This window comes from Nocardia sp. CDC160 (assembly GCF_035818795.1).
GTDB lineage: Bacteria > Actinomycetota > Actinomycetes > Mycobacteriales > Mycobacteriaceae > Nocardia.
Window position 1 is genome coordinate 1170175 of sequence record NZ_JAYKYT010000003.1, and the last position, 17710, is coordinate 1187884.

Here is a 17710-nt window from a genome sequence, read left to right on the forward strand (position 1 = left end):
GGAAGTTGCATGCCCAGGGGTGTTTTCGACGGTGAGTGTGGTCAGAGCTGGACCGCGTCGGGGCCGAGGGCTTTGTTGAGGAGCGTTCCCAGCTGGTCGAGTTCGGCGGGCGACAGGCCGTGGAAGGACTCCTTCAGGATCGCGTCGGCGATCACCTGGCCCTCGGCGCGCAGGCGCTCGCCCTCGGCCGTAAGGCGGTGGCGGACAGCGCGACCCGGGCCCGGGATGCGCTCGATCAGGCCGCGATCGGCCATTCGGGTGGCCAGCGAGCCGAAGGATTGATCGGTCTGGAAGGTCAGCACCGCCAGATCGTGGAGCGAGGCATCCGGGTTGCGGTGCAGGTGACGCAGCGTGTCCCACTGCACCAGGGACAGACCCAGTGGTGCGAGGGCCTGGTTCATGGCGCGATGGTGACGGTGTTGCAGGCGCTTGACGGATAGGCCCACCTCGGCCGGGCGATAGGTCATGTCACTCATCCTAACCGATCGAAACAGGTTGCTTATATAAGGTTCCTGATATAAGGTTTCTTATATCACTGATAGCGCAGAAAGAACGACAATGAGCACTTCTGTTCCGGCCGGCACCCTCCGGCCCGTCGTCACCGAAACCCACACGCTCGCAGGCAATCTCGAGATCACCGTCGCCGATCGCGACCGCACCCGGCCCTTCCTGCTGCTGCACGGCGGCGGCGGAGTCCCGACCATGGCCGGGTTCGCCGACCTGCTGGCCGAGCGCACCCACTCCCGCGTGCTGCTGCCCACCCACCCAGGCTTCTCCGGCACCCCGAAGGCCGCCGGGCTGACCGATGTCACCGCCCTGGCGCGCGCCTATGTCGCACTGCTCGACCGCCTCGACCTCGCCGACGTGACCGTGATCGGCAACTCCTTCGGCGGGTGGCTGGCCGCCGAGATCGCCCTGCAGGCCAGCCCGCGAGTCAGCGGCGCGGTGATCATCGACGGTATCGGCATCGAGGTCGAGGGCCACCCGATGACCGACGTGAGCGGCATGTCGATCGACGAGATCCGCGCACTGTCCTGGCACGACCCGAGCAAGGCACCGGTCGCGCCCGACGGCGGCACCGGCCCGAGCCCGGACGTGCAGGCGCTGATCGGCTACACCGGCCCGGCCATGACCGACCCGACCCTGGCCGCGCGCCTGGCCGACATCCACGTGCCGGTACACGTGCTGTGGGGTGAGAGCGACCGCATGGCCGACCCGGAGTACGGAAGGGCTTATGCCGCAGCTATTCCCGGCGCGGCCTTCACACTGCTGCCCAACACCGGCCACCTGCCGCAGGTCGAGACGCCCGAGGAACTGCTCGGCGCGATCATCGACTTCGAGATCTCGAAGTAAGGACCAGGGTCATGACCACTCCGCTCACGGTGACCCGCATCGGGCATGCCTGCCAGCTCATCGAATTCGGCGACCTCCGGGTCCTGACCGATCCGTGGTTCACCGAGACCGCGACCTACCACCCGGGCGAACCGGTCATCGCAACCGTCGCGGGCCTGGGCCGCATCGACGCCCTGGTGATCAGCCACGAGCACTATGACCACTGCGACCTGGACGCACTGGTCGCGGGCGGCTTCGACCTCGACACGCCCCTGATCGGCCCGGGCACCGTAACGGACATCGCGGCCCGCAAGGGATTTCGCAACCTCCGGACCATCGAAGCCTGGGAGTCGACAACAGTCGGCGACCTGCGGGTGACGGCCACGCCCGGCGAGCACGGCGTCCACGAGGTCACCTTCGTGCTCCAATCCGGCGGCCGCACCGTCTTTTTCGGCGGCGATTCACTACGAGTCCCCGAACTCGACACCCTCCCAACCCGTTTCGGCCACTTCGACCTGACAATCCTGCCAACCAACGGCCTCTGCGTGCGCCCCGCCAACATGCGCCAGGTCGTCATGGATGCCGAAGAGGCCGCCGCCCTGACCGCCGTACTGCGCCCGACCCTGGCAATCCCACACCACTACGCCTTCCACAGCGGCCGCCTAGGCGACCGCATGATCACCAAGTCGGACAACGACCCCCGCCACTACGCCGACGCAGTCGCCCGCCTAGCACCGAACGTCGAGGTCCGCATGGTCCTCCCCGGAACGCCGGTACACATCGCATGACCACGTGACGGGCACAGGCGTAGGCCGGAACTCGGTCGAGTTCCGGCCTACGCCTGTGCCCCAGGTCGGTCGATAGCCGACAGTCCGCCCGTCATGGCAGGGGTTTCGGTGGGGAAGGTCACGCAATTGCTTCGATTTGGGGAAACGGGACAAAAAATCGGTGCGGTTGGTTTGGTTGGGCGGTAGTGGATCCGTTTGAGAGCGAGGACTTATCGTGCACGCCCGCAAGCTTGTCACCGGTTTTGGCGCGGTTGGCGCTGCTCTGGCCCTCGGCGTCGGCACTGCGCATGCCGACTCGGGGCTGACCGTCAATACTGCTGCTGCGTTCAATGGGGATGCGGTGGTGAATATTTCGTATCAGTGTGCGCCGGGGTTGGGGGCGGAGTTGTCGGTTACCGTGCTGGCTACGCCGTATGTCGCGCCCGGGGTCAATGGGCCCGGGGTGAATGGGACTGCGCTTGCGCCCGCTGTTTGTGTCGGGCAGACCCAGCAGGCGACGGTGACCGTGAATCCTGTCCGAATCTTTGGGGAGCCAGCCGAATTCCAGTCGGGCTCGCCCACCGATATCACCGTCACGGTGCTGGCTCTCACCCCCAACTCGCCCGTTACCACCACGAGAAAGCACGTTCCACACCTCGGCTGACGAGTGGTTGGTGCCGATGGGATGCGGATTCAGTTGGTGGCGAACAGGAGTCGGCGGGCGTAGGCGGTGTCGAAGTATTCGCGGGCCTCGGCGATGCGGCCGTTGGTGACGCGGAAGGCGATTACCACGTCGTTGATGTAGGGCTCGCCTGCCGTGGTGGTGGCGCGGGTGGTCCATTCGGCGACTGCGCGGTCGCCGTCGGCGAGGACGGCGCGGACCTCCTGGCTCATTGGCTGGGTGGTGTCGAAGCGCTCGAGCATGGCGGGGAGGAAGCCGTGGAAGATGCCGTCGGGGCCGGTCCAGGTGCCCGAGGTCGGGAGGTCGCCGGCGAGGGTCCAGGTGGCGTCCTCGGTGAAGAATTCGTGACGGCGGTCGACGGCCTCGCCGCTCTGGAGGGCGCGGATGTAGTTCTCGATTACGGTGCGGGTTTCGGCGGTGGTGCTCATCTCGGGTCCTCGTGTCCGGCTGTGGATTCCGTCGTTCGACGGGCTGACACCAGTTCACTGGAAAACACCGGCCGGACCAACGGCCAGCTCGCACCGATAGCGATAAGGAACGCTTATCACTGAAGCGGGTGGGCCCGCCGCGACCCCTCGAATCAAATTCGTAGGATGTCCGGGTGTGCGCCGGGTGTCCTGATTTCCGAGCCGGTGAGCGGCGGTGACCGCCCTCGAGGCAACCGAGCTGATCGGTGTCGGGTTCGCGGCCGGGCTGGTCAGCGTGCTCGTCAGCCTGGCCTCGCTGGTGTCGTATCCGGCGCTGCTCGGCATGGGTCTGATGCCGGTGGCCGCCAATGTCACCAATACCGTGGCGCTGATCTTCACCGGTGTCGGCGCGGCCGCGGGCTCGCGACAGGAGTTGGCGGGAACGCGGCGGACCGTGCTGCGGCTCGGGGTGGTCGCGGCGGTCGGCGGCGCGGTCGGCGCGGTGCTGCTGCTGGTCGCGCCCGCGTCGACCTTTCAGGTCGTGGTGCCGTTCCTGATCGGCGGGGCCTCGGTGTTCCTGCTCGCGCAACCAACCTTGGCCAAGCGGTGGCGGCATTCGAGCGATAGCGGAAAGGCTTGGCGGACAGCGCTACTGGGCGGCCTGCTGTTCGCGTCCGCCGTCTACGCCGGGTATTTCGGTGCGGCGGGCGGGATTCTGATCCTCGCGATCATCTCCGCCATGTACCCGGAGTGGTCGCCGCAGCGCGCCAATGCGGTCAAGAGCGTGACCTCGATGTGCGCCAATGGCGCGGCCGCGATCGGATTCGCGTTCTACGGCCCGGTGCACTGGGCCTTCGTCGTACCCCTCGCCCTGGGCTTCCTGCTGGGCGGTCGGGTCGGCCCGGTGGTGGCGCGGCGGCTGCCACACAACAGTCTGCGCGTCATCGCCGCCGGGTGCGGGATCGCGCTCGCGGTGAAGTTCGCGGTGTAGAAAACGCGAAGGCACCCACGGCCCAAGAGCCATGGGTGCCTTCATGTTCGAGCATCAATCCTTGATCAGTTCCACGGTGCTCAGCTCGGCTTCCACCACGGTCAGCTCGGCCTCGTCGACCGCGTCCAGCGTGACCGCGTCCACCTCGGCGACCGCCGCACCGTGCGCCGCAGCGTCGGAGCGGTTGGGCAGCAGCACCGCCATGACGATCACGATGATCGACAGCGCCGCCGACACCAGGAACGCCAGCCGCATACCCGACAGCGCGGAATCCAGCGGGTTGTGACCCGACTCGGCCAGATGGGTCGCCCGGGAGGTCATGACGGTCACCACGAGGGCGGTACCGAACGCGGCCGCCACCTGCTGCAAGGTCGCCAGCATGGACGAACCGTGCGAGTACAGATGCATCGGCAGCGCACCCAGACCCAGCGTGAACACCGGGGTGAAGGCCGCGGCCAGCGACACCATGAGCAGCACGTGCAACGCCACCAGCAGCGCGTACGGCGAGGTCAGCGACAGCTGGGTGAATCCGGCGAGCGCGACCGCGATGCCGATGGCACCCGGAATCACCAGCACGCGGGCACCGAACCGGTCGAAGACCTTGCCGACGGTCGGACCGAGCAGACCCATGGCCAGACCACCCGGCATGACCAGCAGGCCGGTCGCCAGCGGGCTCAGCCCGCGCAGGTTCTGCAGGTACAGCGGCAGCAGGATCATCGAGCCCATCATGGCCAGGAACGCGACCGCCATCAGCAGCAGCGCCTTGGCGTAGGTCGGCGCCAGCAGCACGCGCAGATCCAGCAGCGGAGTTCCCTTGCGCTGCAGCGAGATCTGACGGAACGCGAAGACGGCGATCAGCGCGATGCCACCGGCCACGATCAGCGACGGCGTGACGGAGCTGCCCACACCGAACTTGCTCAGGCCGTACACCAGCCCGCCGAAACCGAAGGCCGCGAACACGACACTGAGCCAGTCGATCGAACCGGCCTGCGGCTCACCGACATTCTCGAGCTTGCGTAGGCCCAGCGCGGTCACCGCACCGGCGATCGGCAGCACCAGCACGAACAGCCAACGCCAGGACGCGATCTGCAGCACCAGGCCGGAGATGACCGGACCCATGGCCGGGGCCACCGAGATGGCCAGGGTGACATTGCCCATGACCCGGCCGCGGTCGTTCTCGGGCACGACCGTCATCAGCGTGGTCATCAGCAGCGGCATCATGACCGCGGTGCCGCCCGCCTGGATCACGCGGCCGACCAGCAGCACGCCGAACGAGGGCGCGATGGCGGCCAGCGCGGTACCGACGAGGAAGGTGCCCATGGCGAGGGCGTAGGCGTTGCGGGTGGAGACCCGCTGCAGGAACCAACCGGTGACCGGGATGACCGCGGCCATGGTCAGCATGAACGCCGTGGAGACCCACTGCGCGGAACGCTCGCTCACATGCAGATCGGTCATGAGCCGCGGAATCGCGTTGATCATGATCGTCTCGTTGAGGATCACCGTGAAGGTCGCGAGCACCAGCAACCGGATGACGGTCGGCGTCCGCTGCTTGGTCGAGCTAGCGGATATATCGGGCATCGGAATGACCTCCGGTGTTCTGTGTTCGAGGGGTTGACGCGTGGGTCCGATACCGAGTCGGCGACTGTGCTGCACCGGAGCCACACCGGTACAGACGGGGACAAGTCGCTCAACTCATCGGTCGCGCTTCAGTATTCCGGCGGGGTCCGACAAATTTCATCCGATTAATGGGCCTACGACGGGCGGTAAGAGGGTCGAAAACAGGCATCTAGCAGCGCTTATCACCACACTCAAGATCGCTCGGTGAGCCAGGTCACGCGCAGGTTCTCGCCAACCGGTAATGATGGATGTCGATGGATACGAGAACGACCGTGGCCGACGCGGTTCCGCCTTTGCGCGGACGCGAGCGTGAGCAGGAAACGCTCGACAATCTGATCGAGGGCGCGCGCGAAGGCCACAGCGCGGCGCTGGTACTGCGCGGCGAAGCCGGAATCGGCAAGACCGCACTGCTCGACTACGCCGCCGCGCACGCGGGTGGGCTGCCGCTGCTGCGCGGCACCGGCATCGAGGTCGAGGCCGAATTGCCGTACGCCGGACTGCAATTGCTGCTGCGACCCGCCCTCGGCCGACTCCCGGACCTGCCCGAACCGCAGCGCGCGGCCCTGTCCGGCGCACTCGGGCTCGGACCCGGTGGCGGCGAGCCCATGCTGACCGGCCTGGCGGTGTTGTCCCTGCTCACCGAGCATGCCGAGGGCAAGGGACTGCTCATCATCGTCGATGACGCGCACTGGCTGGACCGCGCCTCGCAGGAGGCGCTGCTGTTCGCGGCCCGCCGACTGCACGCCGAAGGCATTGCCCTGCTGTTCGGCGTCCGCGAGGGTGAGGGTTCGTTCGAGGCGACCGGCCTGCCCGAACAGCGGCTGACCGGATTGTCACCCGAGGCATCGGCCGCCCTGCTCGACGAACATCCGCTCACTCCGGCCGTGCGCTATCGCCTCCTGGCCGAGGCGCGCGGCAATCCCCTGGCCCTGCGCGAACTGCCCCTCGCCATGGCGGCCGAACCCGCCGCCGACCTCGCCGCGGGCGCGCTGCCCCTCACCGATCGCCTGCGCCTGGCCTTCCACGGCCGCATCAGCCGACTCCCCGAGCCGACCAAAACCGCCTTGACGATCATGGCCATTGACGAAAGCTGCGACCTGCCGGTCATTCTGCGCGCCGCGGAGGCTCTGGGCACCGGCCTCGACGATCTCGCGCCCGCCGAGGCAGCCGGTCTGCTACAGCGCGTGCCGGGCAGCGATACCCGAATCACCTTCCGCCACCCACTGATTCGAGCCGCCGTCTACCAGCGCACCCCGATGGGTCAGCGCTTGGCGGTGCACCGAGCCCTGGCCGATGCCTTGGACGCGCCGGACCAGGCCGATCGCCGGGCCTGGCACCGGGCGGCCGCCACCATCGGACCGGATGCCGAGGTCGCGGAAGCCCTGGAGCGCAATGCCGTTCGCGCCCGCGAACGTGGCGGTTACCGGGCCGCCGCCGCGGCCTACGATCGCGCGGCCCGCCTCAGCGATCGCCCGGCCGACCGCACCCGCCGCCAGGCCCTTGCCGCCCAGGCCGCCCTGGAATCGGGTGATGTGGCCAAGGCCGGAGAGCTGGCCCGCCGCACCTCCCGCGAGCTCGAACTCGCCGCCCGCGAAACCGGCCACGCCGCATCGGACATCGAACATCCCGACTCGGAAGTGCTGCGGGCCAGGCTCTCTCAGGTGCAGGCACTGGCCAGATTCTGGCAGGGCGAGTTTCCGCAGGCGCACCACCTGCTGGTCGATGCGGCCATGGGCATTGCCGAGAACGAGCCGGAGCAGGCGGCGGCAATGCTGGTGCAGGCCATGCACACAGGCTGGTACTTGGGCGAGCCGGAGTTGAGCGACGTGCTGAAACATCTTGGCGGGCTGCGGCTCTCCGATGATCTCGCCGTGACGCCGGTCGTCCGGTTCATCAGCCGTCTGTTCGATCGGGGTCCGGGAACGCCGCTAGCGCTCACCGACACGTTGCGCGAGATCCGTTCTCGTGGCGATGTTTCCGAGCAGGTCGAGCTGATCGTCTGCGGTATCGCGCTGGCGCGCGGCCAGGATGACCAGGCCTTCGACCTGGCCCGCACCATCGCGGCCCGGCAGCGCGCCTCGGGCGCGGCCGGGCGATTGCCGACCACCCTGTTCTTCGCGGCCGAGGCCGATATCTTCACCGGCCGACTCCGCGATGCGCGGACAACCGTCGTCGAAGCCCGAGATCTGGCGCGCGACACCGGACAACAGCAATGGGTGCGTCAACTCAGCAGTGCGCTGGCCCATCTGGACGCCCTGCACGGCGACGAAGACGAGTGTCGAGCGCATGCCGACATCGGGCTCGGCGGCGACACTCCGGGCGCGATCGCTCCCGGCGCGCCCTGGGCCCACTGGTCGCTGGGGCTGCTGGAACTCGGTGCGGGCCGTGCCGAATCCGCGCTCTCGCGCTTCGAGCGCTTGACCCGACCGCCGATGAACCACCACATCTGCGCGACGCGCGCCATCCCCGATCTGGTGGAGGCCGCGGTCCGAATCGGCGCTCCCGAACGTGCCGCGCGGCCGTTCGCGGATTTCGCGGGCTGGGCCGAATCGGTCCGCCAGCCCTGGGCCGACGCCCTCGCCCTGCGCTGCCGCGCCCTGCTCGACGAGGACCATGCCGAGGACCTCTACACCCGGGCCATCGAAACCCACGACCGCGAGGCCCGCCCCACCGAATTCGCCCGCACCGCACTGCTCTACGGCGAATGGCTGCGGCGCGCCCGCCGAAAGGCCGAGGCCCGCAGCCATTTACACGAGGCGCTCGAAGTCTTCGAACGCCTCGACCTGCGCCCTTGGGCCCAGCGCGCCCGCCACGAACTCGCCGCCGCCGGAGCCGCCCAAGCCCCGGTAACCACACCCGTCCAAACCCGAAGGGCGGCCACCGGACTCACTCCGCAGGAGCTGCAGATCGTCCGGCTGGCCGCCCAGGGTCTGTCCAATCGCGATATCGCCGCCCAACTGTTCCTCAGTCACCGCACCGTCGGCTACCACCTGTACAAGGCCTACCCGAAGCTCGGTGTCACTTCCCGAGGCGAGCTGAAAGACCTTGCCGACCAGCTCGGTTGACCGATCACGCCTTCAGGAATTCCAGCAGATCGGCATTGAGCCGCTCGGCATGCGTGACATAGAGACCGTGACCGGCCGCTGGGTATTCGCGGTAGTCGGCGTAGGGCATCAGTTCGGCGGTGCGCCGACCGGTGATATCGATCGGAGCCGAGAAATCGGCGTCGCCGTGCACGATGAGCGCCGGAACGGTGATGCCGCGCAAGGCTTCCCGATTGTCGCAGTGGAACACCGCCTCCTGGATCTTCAGGATAGCCCACGGCGAGGTCGACAGGCACTGCCGATAGGTGAGATCCGACATCTCCGGCGACACCTCGTTGCCGAACTGCTCGGCGAAGTACAGCTGCGACTGCCGCGCCAACCACTTCGGCCGATCGGCGCGAATCCGGCGCAGCATCTCCTCGAGCATGGCTTCCGGAACCCCGACCGGATTGTCGTCGGTCAGCTTCAGGAACGGCAGGATGGCCGCCACGAAAGCCACACGCGCGACCCGGGATTCACCGTGCCGGGCCAGGTAGCGGGCGATCTCCGCACCGCCGGTGGAATGCCCGACCAGGGTCACCTCTGTCAGGTCCAGGTGCTCGAGCAGCGCGGCCAGATCATCGGCGGTGGTGTCGAGGTCGTAGCCGCCGCGCGGCCGGTCCGAGCGGCCGTGACCGCGCCGGTCCAGGGCGATGCAGCGGTAGCCGTGCTCGACGAAGAAGGGAATCTGGTACTCCCACATATCGGTATTGAGCATGGCTCCGGCGACGAACACGATGGCCGGGCCGTCGCCGTAATCCTCGTAGGCGAGAGTGGTGCCGTCGGTGGGTGTGGTGAAAAACATCGGAAATCCCTGTGTGCGAGAAGGTTTCAGGGGGAAGGTGTCAGAGACCGGCGGGGACCTGATCCAGGAAGCCGTAGACGCGCTCGATGCGCCCGTCCGCGCCGACCGCCGCCACGTCGAAGCCGATGACCAGCGGCTCCGCGCCGGGAGCGCCCAGGTGCCAGGTGAAACGCGCGATGTGGTGGTTGCTGTCGACCGGCGCGCCCAGGCTGAATTCCAGCCCCGCGAACTGACCCTGGACCGCGGCGATGGTGGCGTCGAGTCCGGCGTGGCCGCGCACCGACACCAGCGGGTCGGTGTACTCGGCGTCCTCGGTGAAGAGCTCGGCCACCAGGGCCGCCCGGGCGCTCGCGTCGGTGGTGTTCCAGGCGGTCAGGTAGCGCTCGACCAGCTCGTTCATGTCGCTCATGGTGTTCTCCTCGGTGTTGCGAACTTGATGAGAAGAACGTTATTGAGATCGCGACGGCGCGGAATCTGTCGTACTTAAGTACTGACGACCGGTCCCCGAAAACGGCGACTGGTCCCGAAAAACAGCGAAGCCGCCGAATCGAGAGCGATCCGGCGGCTTCGGCGTACGGGATTAGTGCACGCCCTCCATGTGGCGGCTGATCCACGGGGCGATGCCCCACACGATCGCGCCGACCACCATCGTCACCAGACCGGTAATGCCGAAGTACGCGAGTTCGTGCGAGGGGTCGTAGAACTTCGACAGCACACCCGACATCGAGGTACCGATACCGACGGAGAAGAAGTACAGCGCCATCATCTGCGAACGGAAGACCCTGGGGGCCAGCTTCGTCGTGACCGACAGGCCGATCGGCGAGAGCATGAGCTCCGAGACCGCGAACGCGCCCAGGATGAAGAACACGATCACGAACGACACCGACTTGCCGTGGCTGCCCGCGAACAGGGTGAACAGCAGGAACGCCGCGCCCATGCCGACCACGCCGAGCGCGAACTTGCGCGGGGTGCTCGGGGCGCGCTTGCCCAGCCGGGTCCACATGATGGCGAACAGCGGCGAGAGCGCGATGATCCACACCGGCTCCATCGAACCGATCCAGTTCGAGGGCGCGGTCCAGCCGAAGATGGACCAGTTCATGCGCTCATCGGAGTACACCGCGAGCACGGTGAAGATCTGCTGGAACAGCGACCAGAACACCGCGTTGGCAATGAACAGCGGCATGTACGCGCGCACCCGGGTGCGCTCGATCGGGGTGACCTTCTCGCTGGTCAGCATGATCGCGAAGTAGGCGATGGAGGCCGCGACGATCACCACGGTGGTGGCGTCGGGCAGGTTGGACAGCGTCACCAGCTTGGTCGCCCACGCGATGGCGACCACCACGAGAATCGCCGCGAAGGCCGCCACGACCTTCGGAATCGCGTTGCGCGGCAACGGGTTCGGGACATCGCGGCCGTGCTGGCCGAGGTTGCGCCGGAAGATGACGTACTGGGTCAGGCCGATGGCCATACCGATGGCCGCCGCGCCGAAGCCGTAGTGGAAGCCGACGTGATCCTGCAGCAGACCGGTGATCAGCGGACCGGCGAAGGCGCCCAGGTTGATGCCCAGATAGAACAGCGTGAAGCCGCCGTCCGCGCGCGGATCGTCCTTGTCGTACAGGGTGCCCAGCAGCGAGGAGGCGTTCGCCTTCAACCCGCCCGAGCCCAGCGCGACCAGCACCAGACCGACGCCGACACCGGTGAGTCCGGGCAGCACGGCCAGCGCGATGTGACCGGCCATGACGACGACACCGCCGTAGAAGACCGTGCGCTCCGAACCCAGGATCCGGTCCGCGATCCACGCGCCCAGCACGGTCGAGAGGTAGACCAGACCGCCGTACGCGCCCACGATGCCGGTGGCGGTCGCCTTGGACAGGCCGAGCCCGCCGTCGGAGGCCGTGTAGTACAGGTAGTAGCCGAGAATCGTGAGCATGCCGTAGAACGAGAATCGTTCCCACAACTCGACGCCGAACAGATTCGCGATACCGATGGGGTGGCCGAACAGGGTTCGTTCAGTGGCCGGTTTCGCTTGGTGTGCTACTCCTGACATACCGGAGACCTTCCCATATAGGGCAATCTGACAGCAACCTCAGGAGTTAACCTACGTCACAATTGCTCAGGGAAAGCTCAGGATGACCGGGATGGGGGACAAATGCCCTCAATCGGGTTTGAGCAGCGGCCTTGTCAGGCGATCGAGAGCGCGATGCCGTCCAGGATGTCATGTTCGCTGACGATCAGTTCGGTAATCCCGGCCCGGCGGGCCAGCTCATCGGCCAGCACTTCGGCAATCACCGCGCCACCGCCGATCACATCCACCCGACCCGGGTGCATGGGACCCAGCGCGGCACGCTCGTCGTGATTCATGCCGATCAGCCGATCGCAGACCGCGCGCAGTTGTTCCAGCGGCAGCCGGGTGAGATGCACCTTCTCCGAATCGTATTCGGGCAGATCCAGCGAGACCGCCGCGATGGTGGTCATGGTTCCGGCCACGCCCACCCAGGTGTGCGCCCGCTCCACCGGCACCACGCCGAAGGCCTGGGCCAGCCGCTCCGAGGCGAAGAATCGCGCCGAGGCGACCTCCTCGCGAGTGGGCGGATTGCCGTGCAGGCAGCGCTCGGTGATGCGTACACAACCGATGTCGGCCGAGTAGGCGGACTGCACCCCGGAGGCATCGCCCAGCACCACCTCGGTGGAGCCGCCACCCAGATCGACGACCACGAAAGGCCCTGCGGCACTGGACAGTTCACCGACGGCACCGGCGAACGAGAGCCGCGCCTCCTCGTCACCGGTAATGACCTCGGCCTGCGATCCGGCCACCACCCGACCCAGCTCGACGCCGGTCATGGTGAAGAAGTCCTCGCGGTTCGAGGCGTCTCGCGTCGCCGAGGTGGCGACCATCCGCACCCGCGAAACCCCGTGCTCGAGCATGAGATCCACGTAATCGTGCAGCGCCACCCGAGTCCGTTCGATCGCTTCGGGATGCAGCGCACCGGTGGCGTCCACCCCCTGCCCCAACCGCACGATCCGCATCTCCCGATGCACGTCGGTGAGCTTGGGCCGACCCGAATCGTCGTGCGCGACATCGGCGATCAGCAATCGGATGGAGTTGGTCCCGCAGTCCACCGCCGCGATCCGCTCGTGGCCCTCGGCCGGGACGGAAGCCGCCGAACCCTGCGCGAACTCTGCCTCACTCATTGCTGACCCCTGAATTCCTTTGCTGCTGAACGTCTCGGCCGATCGCCCTACGCGGGCGACTCGGTGCGGTACTCCGAGGACTTGGGCCAGTCTGCCGGAATGGCCGTGCCGCGCAAGCCGTGATCGGCCGCCAGGGCGACGGCTTCGTCGCCGAGCACATTGAGGCCCGGGCCCTTGGCCAGGGAGTGGGCGATCAGCACGTGCAGGCATTTGACGCGGTCGGGCATGCCGCCGCCCGCGAAATCGGTGCCGAGGTCCTCGATGGCATTGCGCTCGGCCAGGTAGCTCTCGTAGGCGGCGCGATAGGAGGCGGCCAGTTCCTGGTCGCGCGTGAGGCGTTCGCTCATCTCGCGCATGAGGCCCGTGGTCTCCAGGCGGCTCGCCTCGGCGGTCAGCCGCGGGTCCGTCAGGTAGTACAGGGTCGGGAAGGGGGTGCCGTCGGGCAGTCTGGGTGCGGTCTTCACGACCGCGGGCAGGCCGTCCGGGGTGTGGTAGGCGATGGCCAGCACGCCGCGCGGAGTCCGGCCCAGTTGCTCGGCGACGATCGCGAGATCGCGCTCGCTGGGTTCGTTCTCGGCTGCGGTCACCTCGGTTGTCCTTCCATGGTGGGTAGGGGGAGCGGCGGGGGCGGTGGGGTGGGCGGGCCCGGCTGCGGCGACGAAATGCTGTGCCACACCTGGGTGTACCAGGGGTCCGGGGCCTTGGGCTTGGCGGCCTGGGTGGGGATCGCCGGTTGCTCGATGTCCGGAATCTGCACGATGTAGGGCGTATCGCCCGGCATCACCAGGCGCAGGCGGTCCCGGGCCTCGGCCTTGATGTAGTTCGGATCCTGTTGCTGGGCACGGCGATCGCGCAGGTTCGCGACCTCCTCCTCCAGCTGGCGATGCTGCAGGGCCAGCTCCTGGGCGTCGGAGCGCTGGGTGAAGTAGGTGCGCAGCGGCACCGCCAGCGTGAGCGCCAGGCCGCACAGGACCGCGGCCAGCAGGACCGCGCGGCCGGTGGACAGGCCGAGGATCGTGCGTTCGTGCCGTTCGGATTTCGCGGCCGCCGGGCGACGCTTGGCCGTCCGCCGACCGGATCCCGACGCCGACCGCGCCGTCTTGGTGGACTTCTTCGCGGCGGCGGACGGTTTCGCAGCGCTCGACGCGCTCTTGGAGCGAGACGAGCGCGACGGGCGCCGATCCCCTCGTCCCGCAGGACTGGAACCGCGCGCCCGTCGCTCTGTCATCTCACACCTCGAATATCGGCCGATTGCCCCAACTCTCGGGGCTCAGCCTTCGACTATGTCAGCCTTCGAACGCGAAACGCGGGAACGCCACGTCACCGGCGTAGCGAGCCGAGTCACCCAGGGCGTCCTCGATGCGCAGCAGCTGGTTGTACTTGGCGACGCGCTCCGAGCGGGCCGGGGCGCCGGTCTTGATCTGACCGGAGCCGACGGCCACGGCCAGGTCGGCGATGGTGGTGTCCTCGGTCTCGCCGGACCGGTGCGACATCATCGTCTTGTAGCCGTTGCGGTGGGCCAGGTCGACCGCGTCCAGGGTCTCGGTGAGGGTGCCGATCTGGTTGACCTTCACCAGGAGTGCGTTGGCCGCGCCCTTGGCGATGCCCTCCTCCAGGCGCTCCGGGTTGGTGACGAACAGGTCGTCGCCGACCAGCTGCACCTTGTCGCCGATCTGGTCGGTCAGCGAAACCCAGCCGTCCCAGTCGTCCTCGGACAGCGGGTCCTCGATCGAGACGATCGGGTAGGCGGTGAGCAGCCCGGCGTAGAACTCGCTCATCTCGGCCGCGGAGTGCAGCTTGCCCTCGAACTTGTAACCCTCACCGGTGGTGTAGAACTCGGTGGCGGCCACGTCCAGCGCCAGGGCGATCTCGCTGCCCAGCTTGAAACCGGCCTTCTCGATCGCCGAGGCGATCAGGTCCAGCGCGGCGCGGGTGTTGGCGACCGACGGCGCGAAACCGCCCTCGTCACCCAGACCGGTGGACAGGCCCTGGGCCTTGAGCACCGACTTCAGCGTGTGGTAAACCTCCGCGCCCCAGCGCAGCGACTCCTTGAAGGTCGGCGCGCCGATGGGGGCGATCATGAACTCCTGGACGTCGACGCCGGAGTCGGCGTGCGCGCCACCGTTGAGGATGTTCATCATCGGGACGGGCAGCACGTGGGCGTTCGGGCCGCCGACGTAGCGGAACAGCTCCAGGCCCGAGGACTCGGCGGCCGCGCGGGCCACGGCCAGCGAGACACCCAGCAGGGCGTTCGCGCCCAGACGCGACTTGTCCGGGGTGCCGTCCAGATCCAGCAGGGTCTGGTCGACGGTGCGCTGCTCGACGGCGTCGAGACCGATCACGGCCGGGGCGATCTCGTCGAGGACGCCCTCGACGGCCTTCTGCACGCCCTTGCCCTGGTAGCGATCGCCACCGTCACGCAGCTCGACGGCCTCGTGCTCACCGGTGGACGCGCCGGAGGGCACGGCCGCGCGGGTGAGGGTGCCGTCGTCGAGAGCGATCTCGACCTCGACGGTGGGGTTGCCACGCGAATCCAGGATCTCGCGAGCTCCGACCTGTTCGATGATGGCCACGAAACGACACTCCTTCGGCTGCTGACTCGGCAGGTCGCACGGCGAACCCGTGCGCTGACGAGCCTACTGTGCCGGGATCTTGCGGGCGCAGCCCCCCATCGGCGTGGCCACAAGATATAAACCGTCCCCCGCGCAGGGACCGGATCAGACGCGGCGGCCGACGCTGTAGGCGGCGGCGCGGTAGCGGACGGTGTTCATATAACTGGTCGATTGGTTGTAGGTGAGCAGGGCCTGCTGCCAGCCGGGTGCGCCGGTGAGGTCGCCGCCCATGGCGCACAGGTAGCGGGCGGCGGTGAGGGCGGCGTCGTCGATGCTGTCGGGATCGATCTTGCCGTCGCCATTGGCGTCCACGCCCCAGCGCTGCCAGGTCTCGGGGATGAACTGGAACGGGCCCATGGCGCGCACGTAGACCGGATTCGCCTCGGTCGAACCGGTATCCAGGATTCGCGCCCGGCCCGGCGAACCATCCAGTGCCAGACCGCGAATCGGCGGGGTCACCGTACCGTCGTCATTCAGATGCGAGCCGCCGTGCGCGCCGTGATGGCTCTCCACGCTCGCGATGCCCGCGAGGGTGGTCCAGCCGATGCCGCACTCCGGCTTGGAGCGCGCCATCACCGCCGCGGCATAGCCGTACGCCTCGAGCGCCACCACGGGAATGCCGGTCGATGAGTGCTGCTCCTCGGCCCAGGCTTGCAACTGAATCGCGCTGCGCCCCGGCGCATCCAGATCGATGGCGGGGGTGGGTGCGCCGACCGGCGGCGGCATATCGTCGGGCACGGGCGTGAGATGTTCTGCGCCGCAACCCGTCAGCAGCACCAGGGCAGCCGCCGTGGCGACCAGGCCTACGCGGGTCGACAGGGCCCGGACATCGGCCATTCGGTTTCGCACCCCTCTCATCATCCAGATGGATCGCGCGGACGGCGAACACCGTGAACGTGGTTTGCCCGAGTCGCGTGGGTCGATTCGCTCGAGCTAATCTCGCCGCTACCGCCTGATACCCGCTGGCTATCGCCTCAACACACCTTTAGGTAAGCCTTGCCAAAATTACGAGGGCCGAATAGGTTCGTTGCGAAGCAAGATCGCCCCGGTCACCACAGAGCCAGGAAGGCCCCATCCCTTGGTGAAAAGCGTTCTCTCCGAACGTCAGACGCTTCACCCCTCGGACATCGAACGGCGCGACCTGCCGGAATCCGCCGCCCGCGCGATTCGCCACCTCGCCGCTGAGATCGCCGTCACAGTCGGACCGAATCCGGAGACGGCCACCACGCTCACCCACCCGGTCCTGCTGCGCCACATCGACGCCAAGTACGGGCGGCTGCCCGATGCCGTGCACGAGGCCATGCGCCCGCCCGCCACCGATTCCGGCGTCACGGTCATCGGCCCGCTGTCGATCGGTGACGAGGAACTCGGGCTCACCCCGCGCGACTGGCGACAGGCCGCGGCGCAGGCCGGGGATCGCGGGCACCGATCGGCGTCGTTCGAACTCGATATCGCCATGCTGCTGCTGGCGCGCTGCGCCGGTGAGCCTTTCGGCTGGGAGGGACAGCAGGGCGGGCGGCTGGTGAACAACATCGTGCCGACGCCCGGACACGAGCACGAGCAGTCCGGGGCCAGCAGCACCACCCTGCTCAGCCCGCACACCGAGGACGCCTTCCACCCCGACCGCGCCAATCTGCTCATGCTGGGCTGCCTGCGCAATCCGGACCGGGTGGGGACCACCGTGTCCTCGGTGCGGCGCACGGAACTGTCTGCGGCACAACGGGAGACACTGAGTCGCGCGCGGCTGCCGATCCTGCCGGACGTCTCCTACGGCACCGGATTCGGCGACGGGCCCGCTCCGGCGGTGGCCACGCTCGGCAGCGACGAGGGCGGGCTGACCCTGCGCTTCGACCCGGCGTACACCCCGCTCGACACCGCCGATCACGAATTCCAGTCCGCCTACCGGCATTTGGCGAGCGAACTCGAAAGGGTCTGCATCACCGCCGCTTTGGCCCCCGGAGAACTCCTACTGGTGGACAATGACGTTGTGGTGCACGGGCGGGTGCCGTTCACCCCCCGCTACGACGGCACCGACCGCTGGCTCAAGCGGGTGAACATCCGGCTGCCGCAGCGTCGGCGCGACCTGCCTCCAGGGCAGCGCGATCTGTCCGCAGGGCAGTGCGACGCGGCCGAGGCGGCCGAGGACGGGTACGGCCAGCGTGTGGTGGCACCGTTCCGCACGAGCCGAGGAAACAACACGTGAATGCCCGACCTACCCCGCT

General features: G+C 68.0%; 17 protein-coding genes. 6 read left to right on the top strand and 11 right to left on the bottom strand.

Annotated features, from left to right (window positions below; all coding sequences use genetic code 11):
• Positions 1-41: 41 nt before the first annotated feature.
• A complete protein-coding gene (locus tag VMT40_RS20070) occupies positions 42-467 on the bottom strand; it encodes a MarR family winged helix-turn-helix transcriptional regulator (RefSeq protein WP_326359921.1) in 426 nt (141 codons plus the stop codon).
• A 91-nt stretch (positions 468-558) separates the two neighbouring features.
• Between VMT40_RS20070 and VMT40_RS20075 the strand changes: the two genes are divergently transcribed.
• The 3 genes from VMT40_RS20075 (at position 559) to VMT40_RS20085 (ending at position 2763) form a co-directional block, all read left to right on the top strand.
• Positions 559-1353 (top strand): alpha/beta fold hydrolase, encoded by a 795-nt coding sequence (locus tag VMT40_RS20075; RefSeq protein ID WP_326359923.1) that lies wholly within the window; start codon positions 559-561, stop codon positions 1351-1353.
• A gap of 11 nt (positions 1354-1364) precedes the next feature.
• Positions 1365-2120: an MBL fold metallo-hydrolase gene (locus VMT40_RS20080; protein WP_326359924.1), complete on the top strand. Its 756-nt coding sequence runs from the start codon at positions 1365-1367 to the stop codon at positions 2118-2120.
• Positions 2121-2334: 214 nt separating this feature from the next.
• On the top strand, positions 2335-2763 hold the full coding sequence (locus VMT40_RS20085; RefSeq protein ID WP_326359926.1) for a hypothetical protein: 429 nt from the start codon (positions 2335-2337) through the stop codon (positions 2761-2763).
• A 29-nt stretch (positions 2764-2792) separates the two neighbouring features.
• Here VMT40_RS20085 and VMT40_RS20090 read toward each other — a convergent pair whose 3' ends face one another.
• On the bottom strand, positions 2793-3209 hold the full coding sequence (locus VMT40_RS20090) for a nuclear transport factor 2 family protein (RefSeq protein ID WP_326359927.1): 417 nt from the start codon (positions 3207-3209) through the stop codon (positions 2793-2795).
• 214 nt (positions 3210-3423) lie between these two features.
• Here VMT40_RS20090 and VMT40_RS20095 point away from each other — a divergent pair, with 214 nt between their 5' ends.
• Complete coding sequence (locus VMT40_RS20095; RefSeq protein ID WP_326359929.1) at positions 3424-4179, top strand: sulfite exporter TauE/SafE family protein; 756 nt, start codon at positions 3424-3426, stop codon at positions 4177-4179.
• Positions 4180-4233: 54 nt separating this feature from the next.
• On the opposite strand, the gene VMT40_RS20100 is transcribed toward VMT40_RS20095, so the two are convergent.
• Entirely contained in the window at positions 4234-5757 is a 1524-nt protein-coding gene (locus VMT40_RS20100) for an MDR family MFS transporter (RefSeq protein WP_326359930.1), read from the bottom strand.
• A gap of 293 nt (positions 5758-6050) precedes the next feature.
• On the opposite strand from VMT40_RS20100, the gene VMT40_RS20105 reads away from it, so the two are divergent.
• The gene (locus VMT40_RS20105; protein ID WP_326359932.1) at positions 6051-8861 is read left to right on the top strand and encodes a helix-turn-helix transcriptional regulator; all 2811 of its coding nucleotides are present in this window, start codon (positions 6051-6053) and stop codon (positions 8859-8861) included.
• Positions 8862-8865: 4 nt separating this feature from the next.
• On the opposite strand, the gene VMT40_RS20110 is transcribed toward VMT40_RS20105, so the two are convergent.
• From VMT40_RS20110 to VMT40_RS20145, 8 genes are all read right to left on the bottom strand, one after another.
• A complete protein-coding gene (locus tag VMT40_RS20110; RefSeq protein WP_326359933.1) occupies positions 8866-9684 on the bottom strand; it encodes an alpha/beta fold hydrolase in 819 nt (272 codons plus the stop codon).
• 40 nt (positions 9685-9724) lie between these two features.
• Positions 9725-10093: a nuclear transport factor 2 family protein gene (locus tag VMT40_RS20115; protein ID WP_326359934.1), complete on the bottom strand. Its 369-nt coding sequence runs from the start codon at positions 10091-10093 to the stop codon at positions 9725-9727.
• Positions 10094-10264: 171 nt separating this feature from the next.
• Positions 10265-11731, bottom strand: a complete 1467-nt coding sequence (locus VMT40_RS20120) for a peptide MFS transporter (RefSeq protein ID WP_326359935.1) — start codon at positions 11729-11731, stop codon at positions 10265-10267.
• Positions 11732-11865: 134 nt separating this feature from the next.
• Positions 11866-12876 (bottom strand): Ppx/GppA phosphatase family protein, encoded by a 1011-nt coding sequence (locus VMT40_RS20125; protein ID WP_326359936.1) that lies wholly within the window; start codon positions 12874-12876, stop codon positions 11866-11868.
• 47 nt (positions 12877-12923) lie between these two features.
• Complete coding sequence (locus tag VMT40_RS20130) at positions 12924-13463, bottom strand: DUF501 domain-containing protein (RefSeq protein ID WP_326359937.1); 540 nt, start codon at positions 13461-13463, stop codon at positions 12924-12926.
• Positions 13460-14104, bottom strand: a complete 645-nt coding sequence (locus VMT40_RS20135) for an FtsB family cell division protein (RefSeq protein ID WP_326359938.1) — start codon at positions 14102-14104, stop codon at positions 13460-13462. Before VMT40_RS20135 ends, VMT40_RS20130 begins: the two co-directional genes overlap by 4 nt.
• A gap of 58 nt (positions 14105-14162) precedes the next feature.
• Entirely contained in the window at positions 14163-15449 is a 1287-nt protein-coding gene (gene eno / locus VMT40_RS20140; protein ID WP_326359939.1) for a phosphopyruvate hydratase, read from the bottom strand.
• 144 nt (positions 15450-15593) lie between these two features.
• Positions 15594-16325, bottom strand: a complete 732-nt coding sequence (locus VMT40_RS20145) for a lytic transglycosylase domain-containing protein (RefSeq protein ID WP_326359941.1) — start codon at positions 16323-16325, stop codon at positions 15594-15596.
• A gap of 244 nt (positions 16326-16569) precedes the next feature.
• Here VMT40_RS20145 and VMT40_RS20150 point away from each other — a divergent pair, with 244 nt between their 5' ends.
• Complete coding sequence (locus tag VMT40_RS20150; protein WP_326359942.1) at positions 16570-17691, top strand: TauD/TfdA family dioxygenase; 1122 nt, start codon at positions 16570-16572, stop codon at positions 17689-17691.
• Positions 17692-17710 lie beyond the last annotated feature (19 nt).

What these genes read in the sequence shown, in the direction of transcription:
- VMT40_RS20070 (WP_326359921.1), bottom strand. Translation starts at nt 467, where the DNA reads ATGACCTATCGCCCGGCCGAGGTGGGCCTATCCGTCAAGCGCCTGCAA.
- VMT40_RS20075 (WP_326359923.1), top strand. Translation starts at nt 559, where the DNA reads ATGAGCACTTCTGTTCCGGCCGGCACCCTCCGGCCCGTCGTCACCGAA.
- VMT40_RS20080 (WP_326359924.1), top strand. Translation starts at nt 1,365, where the DNA reads ATGACCACTCCGCTCACGGTGACCCGCATCGGGCATGCCTGCCAGCTC.
- VMT40_RS20090 (WP_326359927.1), bottom strand. Translation starts at nt 3,209, where the DNA reads ATGAGCACCACCGCCGAAACCCGCACCGTAATCGAGAACTACATCCGC.
- VMT40_RS20100 (WP_326359930.1), bottom strand. Translation starts at nt 5,757, where the DNA reads ATGCCCGATATATCCGCTAGCTCGACCAAGCAGCGGACGCCGACCGTC.
- VMT40_RS20105 (WP_326359932.1), top strand. Translation starts at nt 6,051, where the DNA reads ATGGATACGAGAACGACCGTGGCCGACGCGGTTCCGCCTTTGCGCGGA.
- VMT40_RS20110 (WP_326359933.1), bottom strand. Translation starts at nt 9,684, where the DNA reads ATGTTTTTCACCACACCCACCGACGGCACCACTCTCGCCTACGAGGAT.
- VMT40_RS20115 (WP_326359934.1), bottom strand. Translation starts at nt 10,093, where the DNA reads ATGAGCGACATGAACGAGCTGGTCGAGCGCTACCTGACCGCCTGGAAC.
- VMT40_RS20120 (WP_326359935.1), bottom strand. Translation starts at nt 11,731, where the DNA reads ATGTCAGGAGTAGCACACCAAGCGAAACCGGCCACTGAACGAACCCTG.
- VMT40_RS20125 (WP_326359936.1), bottom strand. Translation starts at nt 12,876, where the DNA reads ATGAGTGAGGCAGAGTTCGCGCAGGGTTCGGCGGCTTCCGTCCCGGCC.
- VMT40_RS20135 (WP_326359938.1), bottom strand. Translation starts at nt 14,104, where the DNA reads ATGACAGAGCGACGGGCGCGCGGTTCCAGTCCTGCGGGACGAGGGGAT.
- VMT40_RS20145 (WP_326359941.1), bottom strand. Translation starts at nt 16,325, where the DNA reads ATGGCCGATGTCCGGGCCCTGTCGACCCGCGTAGGCCTGGTCGCCACG.